This is a genomic window from Streptomyces oryzae (assembly GCF_017676365.1).
GTDB classification, from domain to species: Bacteria; Actinomycetota; Actinomycetes; order Streptomycetales; family Streptomycetaceae; genus Streptomyces; species Streptomyces oryzae.
Genome location: NZ_JADKMA010000307.1, coordinates 1 through 5,002, shown reverse-complemented (window position 1 = coordinate 5,002; position 5,002 = coordinate 1). Strand labels below are relative to the sequence as shown.

Here is a 5,002-nt window from a genome sequence, read left to right as displayed (position 1 = left end):
GGGCGGGCGGGCGCGGAGCGTCAGCGACCGGCCTTGCGCTTGTTCCAGACGTCGAAGCCGACCGCGGCCAGCAGCACCAGCCCCTTGATGACCTGCTGGTAATCGGTGCCGATGCCGACGAGGGACATGCCGTTGTTGAGCACGCCGAGGACGAGCCCGCCGATGACCGCGCCCATCACGGTGCCGACGCCGCCGCTCATGGAGGCGCCGCCGATGAAGGAGGCGGCGATCGCTTCGAGTTCGAAGTTGAGGCCCGCCTGCGGAGTACCGGAGTTGAGGCGGGCGGCGTAGACGCAGCCGGCCAGCGCCGCCAGCACACCCATGTTGACGAAGACCAGGAAGGTGACCCGCTGGTCCTTGACGCCGGAGAGCTTCGCGGCGGCCTTGTTGCCGCCGAGCGCGTAGACGTGCCGCCCGACGACGGCGTTGCGCATCACATAGCCGAGCCCGAGGAGGAGCCCGGTCATCACCAGCATGACGACGGGCACGCCGTGGAAGCTGGCCAGCGTCAGGGTGAAGGCGACGACGGCCGCGGCCAGCGCCACGCACTTCGCGATCCACAGCCCGGTGGGCAGCACTTCCAGGTCGTACGCCAACTGCCGCTTGCGGTCGCGGCGTTCCCGCAGCAGCAGGAAGACGAGGGCGACCAGGCCGATCACCAGCGTGGGGTTGTGGTACTGCGTGTAGGGGCCCATCTCGGGGATGAAGCCCTTGGCGAGGTTCTGGAAGCCGCCGGGGAAGGGCGAGAGCGACTGGCCGCCCAGCACGATCTGCGTCAGACCGCGGAAGAGCAGCATTCCGGCGAGCGTCACGATGAAGGACGGGATGCCGACGTAGGCGATGAAGAAGCCCTGCCACGCTCCGGCGACAGCGCCGATCAGCAGCGCCAGTGCCAGCGCCAGCCCCCATGGCATGTCGTGTTTGACCATCATCACCGCGGCCATGGCGCCGACGAAGGCCACCAGTGAGCCGACGGACAGGTCGATATGGCCGGCGATGATGACGATCATCATGCCCATGGCCAGGATGAGGATGTAGCCGTTCTGCTGGATCAGGTTGGAGACGTTGTTCGGCAGCAGCAGCGTGCCGTCCGTCCATATCTGGAACAGCACGATGATGAAGACGAGCGCCGTGAGCATGCCGTACTGGCGCATGTGGCCGCGCATGTTCTCCAGCAGCACGGAGCCTGCCGACCGTACGGCGGCCTGCACCGGGGGCGGCGCGTCCTCGGGCGGGGTGGGCGAGGTGGGCTTGGTCGTGGTGGTCATGGCGGGCCTCAGCTTCTGTTCCGGGTCATGTGGCGCATCAGGACTTCCTGGGTGGCGTCCGCTCGGTCGATCTCGGCGGTGAGGCGGCCCTCGGCCATGGTGTAGATGCGGTCGCACATCCCCAGCAGCTCGGGGAGTTCGGAGGAGATGAAGAGCACGGCCTTCCCCTGCGCGGCAAGTTTGTCGATGACGGTGTAGATCTCGAATTTGGCACCCACGTCGATGCCCCGGGTCGGCTCGTCGAGGATCAGCACCTCGGGATCGGCGTGGATCCACTTGCTGAGCACGACCTTCTGCTGGTTGCCGCCGGAGAGCCGGCCGGTCTGCTCCTGGACCGTGGGGGCCTTGATGTTCATGGACTTGCGGTACCGCTCGGCGACCGAGCTCTCGTGGTGCTCGTCCACCACGCCGTGCCGCGCCATGCTGGTGAGCGAGGCCAGGGAGACGTTGCGGTTGATGGTGTCCAGCAGGTTGAGCCCGTACTGCTTGCGGTCCTCGGTGACATAGGCGATGCCCGCGTCGATGGCGGCCGGCACCGTCTTGGTGCGAACCTCGCGGCCGTCGATCCGTACGGTGCCGGACTCGTAGCGCCCGTAGGAGCGGCCGAAGACGGACATCGCCAGCTCGGTACGGCCGGCGCCCATCAGCCCCGCGATGCCGACGATCTCGCCGCGGCGCACCGTCAGCGAGGCGTCGTCGACAACCTTGCGCTGCTGGTCGACGGGGTGCCGCACCGTCCACCCCGACACCTCGAGGGCCGTGCTGTGCTCGCCCTCGTAGGGGGTGCGGTCGGGGAAGCGGTGGTCGAGATCGCGGCCGACCATGCCGCGGATGATGCGGTCCTCGGACAGCTCTGGGGTGTCGCCGGGCTGTTCGCGTACGGTCAGCGTCTCGATGGTGCGGCCGTCCCGCAGGATGGTGACGGTGTCGGCGATCCGGCGGATCTCACCGAGCTTGTGGGAGATGACGATGCAGGCGATGCCCTGTTCGCGCAGCTCCAGGATGAGGTCGAGGAGGGTGGCGCTGTCCTCGTCATTGAGCGCGGCCGTGGGCTCGTCCAGGATGAGCAGCTTCACCTCCTTGGACAGCGCTTTGGCGATCTCCACCAGCTGCTGCTTGCCGACGCCGATGTCCGCGACGGGGGTCTGCGGGTTCTCCCGCAGTCCGACCCGGGCCAGCAGCCGGGCCGCCCGCTGCATGGTGGCGTTCCAGTCCATGAGGCCGCGCCCGGTGCGCTGCTCGTTGCCGAGGAAGATGTTCTCGGCGATGGACAGGAACGGCACCAGCGCCAGCTCCTGGTGGATGATGACGATGCCGCGCTGTTCGCTGGCGCGGATGTCCTTGAAAGCGACCGGCTCGCCCTGGAAGAGGATCTCTCCCTCGTAGCTGCCGTGCGGATGGACGCCGCTGAGCACCTTCATCAGCGTCGACTTGCCCGCGCCGTTCTCCCCGCAGACCGCGTGGATCTCGGCGGGGCCCACGGTCAGGTTGACGTCGCTGAGCGCCTTGACGCCGGGGAAGGTCTTGGTGATGCCCCGCATCTGGAGAACGGGACGCTCTTGTGTCGCGTCTGCCGGGCTCACTTGAGCTGCTCCTTGGTGAAGTAGCCCTCGTCGACGAGGAGCTGGGTGTTCTTCTTGTCGACGGAGACCGGCTTGAGCAGATAGGCGGGGACGACCTTCTTGCCGTTGTCGTAGTCGGTGGTGTTGTTGACCTGGACCTTCTTGCCGGTGAGCATGGCGTCGCCCATCTGGACGGCCTGCTTGGCCAGCTTGCGGGTGTCCTTGAAGACGGTCTGGGTCTGGTTCCCGGCGACGATGGACTTGACCGAGGCCAGCTCGGCGTCCTGCCCGGTGACGACGGGCAGCGGGTGGCGCTTGGTGTCGTAACCGGCGCTCTTGAGCGCGGAGATGATGCCGATGGAGATGCCGTCGTACGGCGAGAGGACGGCGTCCACGTCCTCGTTGCCGTAGCTCTTGCTGATCAGGTCGTCCATCCGCTTCTGCGCGGTACCGCCGTCCCAGCGCAGCGTGGTGGCCTGGTTCATCTTCGTCTGCTTGCTGCGCACCACCAGCTGGCCGGACTTCATGAAGGGCTTGAGCTTCTTCATGGCGCCGTTCCAGAAGTACTTGGTGTTGTTGTCGTCGGGCGAGCCCGCGAACAGCTCGATGTTGTAGTGCTTGTCGGCGTTCTCGTCCGGCTTCTTCAGCTTGAGCTTGTCGAGGATGTACTGACCCTGGAGCTCGCCGACGCGCTCGTTGTCGAACGAGGCGTAGTAGTCGACGTTCTTGGTGCCGAGGATGAGCCGGTCGTAGGAGATGACGGGGATGTTCGCGTCGGCGGCCTGCTTGAGGACGTCGGTGAGGGCCGAGCCGTCGATGGCGGCGATCACCAGCAGCCGGTGCCCCTTGGTGATCATGTTCTCGATCTGGGCCACCTGGTTCTCGACCTTGTCGTCCCCGTACTGGAGGTCGGTCTTGTAGCCGGCGGCGCGGAACTGTTTGGCCATGTTCTTGCCGTCGGCTATCCACCGCTCGGACGACTTGGTGGGCATGGCCAGGCCGATGGTGCCGCCCTTGCCCTCGGGGGGCTGGTATCGGCTGCCGCCGCGGGCCTCCTGTCCGCAGGAGGTCAGCCCGGCGGCGAGCGCGGCGGCCAGCACCGCCGACGCGGCGATACGGCATCTGCGGGTGCGCATGTCAGTTCCCTTCAGGCTCGGTGTGCTCGAAGCGGTGCAGCGTGCCCGGCATCCGGGAGCCGAGCGGGGACATACCGCCCTCGGCGCCGTGCCGGGCCAGCAGATCCAGGGCGAGCCGGCCGCGGCGTACCCGCTCGCGCGCCGTGTCCAGCACGGTGTCGCGCATGTGCCGCCCGGACGGATAGATGCCGGGGGCCTTGGCCAGCCCGAACTTCAGATAGAGCGGGGCGCCACGCCGGATCAGCTCGGCCAGCTCGTACATCCGCACATAGCCGCCGAGGTCGTCGGGCGCCTCGATGTACATGTCCATGGGGGCCGCGCTGACCCGCCGGATCTCGGTGAGGTGGTCGAGGGTCAGATCGCTGGGCACGTTCAGCGAGTCGGCGCCCAGCCGCTCGAAGACCGCGTACGAGGCGGGGTTGACCGGGCCGATCAGTGCCGAGACCTTCAGTGTGGTGTCGGCGGGCAGAATGCCGGTGGCGCGGGCCCGGTGCAGGGTCCACAGCACACCCTCGTCGGCGACGAGCAGGCAGCGCACCCCCAGTTCGGTGGCGCGTACCGCGTCCTCGACGCAGCCGGCGAGCGCGCTGTGGCCGCGGGCCCGCAGCCCGGCGCCGCCGGAGTCGGTGCGGGTGGCGGCACCGGTGTCCCAGGTGCCGCGCGGTCCTGTGAACAGGCACAGCTCGATGTCACGTTCGGCGCACGCCTCGACCATCTCGGTGATCTCGGCGTCGGTGAGCATCCACACGCCGCTGCCCTGGCTGATGCGGTGCAGCGGCACGTCGAGCCGCGCGGACTCCTTGAGGACGACGGCGAGCGCCTCAGGGCCCTCGCAGGAGGGCACTTCGGTACGCCACCGGCCCCCGTCGGGGAAGGTGTGCGGGGAGGCGTCGGCGGGCTCCGGCCGCGGCACGGCCAGACCCAGCGCGCCGAGCGCGGGTTCGCCGGGGAGGCGAGGGGTGGTGCTGGTGGTCACGGGGCTCCTTCGGTACGGGGCACGGGCCGGGATGGTCCGGGGGGTGGAGGTGTCGCGCGG

Annotated in this window: 4 protein-coding genes; all 4 read right to left on the bottom strand. The window is 68.4% G+C overall.

Annotation, left to right across the window (positions count from 1 at the left end; translation table 11 throughout):
* Positions 1 to 20 precede the first annotated feature (20 nt).
* From mmsB to ITI46_RS32990, 4 genes are read right to left on the bottom strand one after another with little or no spacing between them, the layout of a single operon-like run.
* Positions 21 to 1,268, bottom strand: coding sequence for a multiple monosaccharide ABC transporter permease (gene mmsB / locus ITI46_RS33005; protein ID WP_280634874.1), 1,248 nt, complete (start codon positions 1,266 to 1,268; stop codon positions 21 to 23).
* Between the two features lie 8 nt (positions 1,269 to 1,276).
* Complete coding sequence (gene mmsA / locus ITI46_RS33000; RefSeq protein WP_209243628.1) at positions 1,277 to 2,809, bottom strand: multiple monosaccharide ABC transporter ATP-binding protein; 1,533 nt, start codon at positions 2,807 to 2,809, stop codon at positions 1,277 to 1,279.
* Positions 2,810 to 2,847: 38 nt separating this feature from the next.
* A complete protein-coding gene (gene chvE, locus ITI46_RS32995; RefSeq protein WP_209243627.1) occupies positions 2,848 to 3,966 on the bottom strand; it encodes a multiple monosaccharide ABC transporter substrate-binding protein in 1,119 nt (372 codons plus the stop codon).
* Between the two features lies 1 nt (position 3,967).
* A complete protein-coding gene (locus ITI46_RS32990) occupies positions 3,968 to 4,942 on the bottom strand; it encodes a hypothetical protein (protein ID WP_209243626.1) in 975 nt (324 codons plus the stop codon).
* Between the last annotated feature and the right edge of the window lie 60 nt (positions 4,943 to 5,002).

What these genes read in the sequence shown, in the direction of transcription:
- mmsB (WP_280634874.1), bottom strand. Translation starts at nt 1,268, where the DNA reads ATGACCACCACGACCAAGCCCACCTCGCCCACCCCGCCCGAGGACGCG.
- mmsA (WP_209243628.1), bottom strand. Translation starts at nt 2,809, where the DNA reads ATGCGGGGCATCACCAAGACCTTCCCCGGCGTCAAGGCGCTCAGCGAC.
- chvE (WP_209243627.1), bottom strand. Translation starts at nt 3,966, where the DNA reads ATGCGCACCCGCAGATGCCGTATCGCCGCGTCGGCGGTGCTGGCCGCC.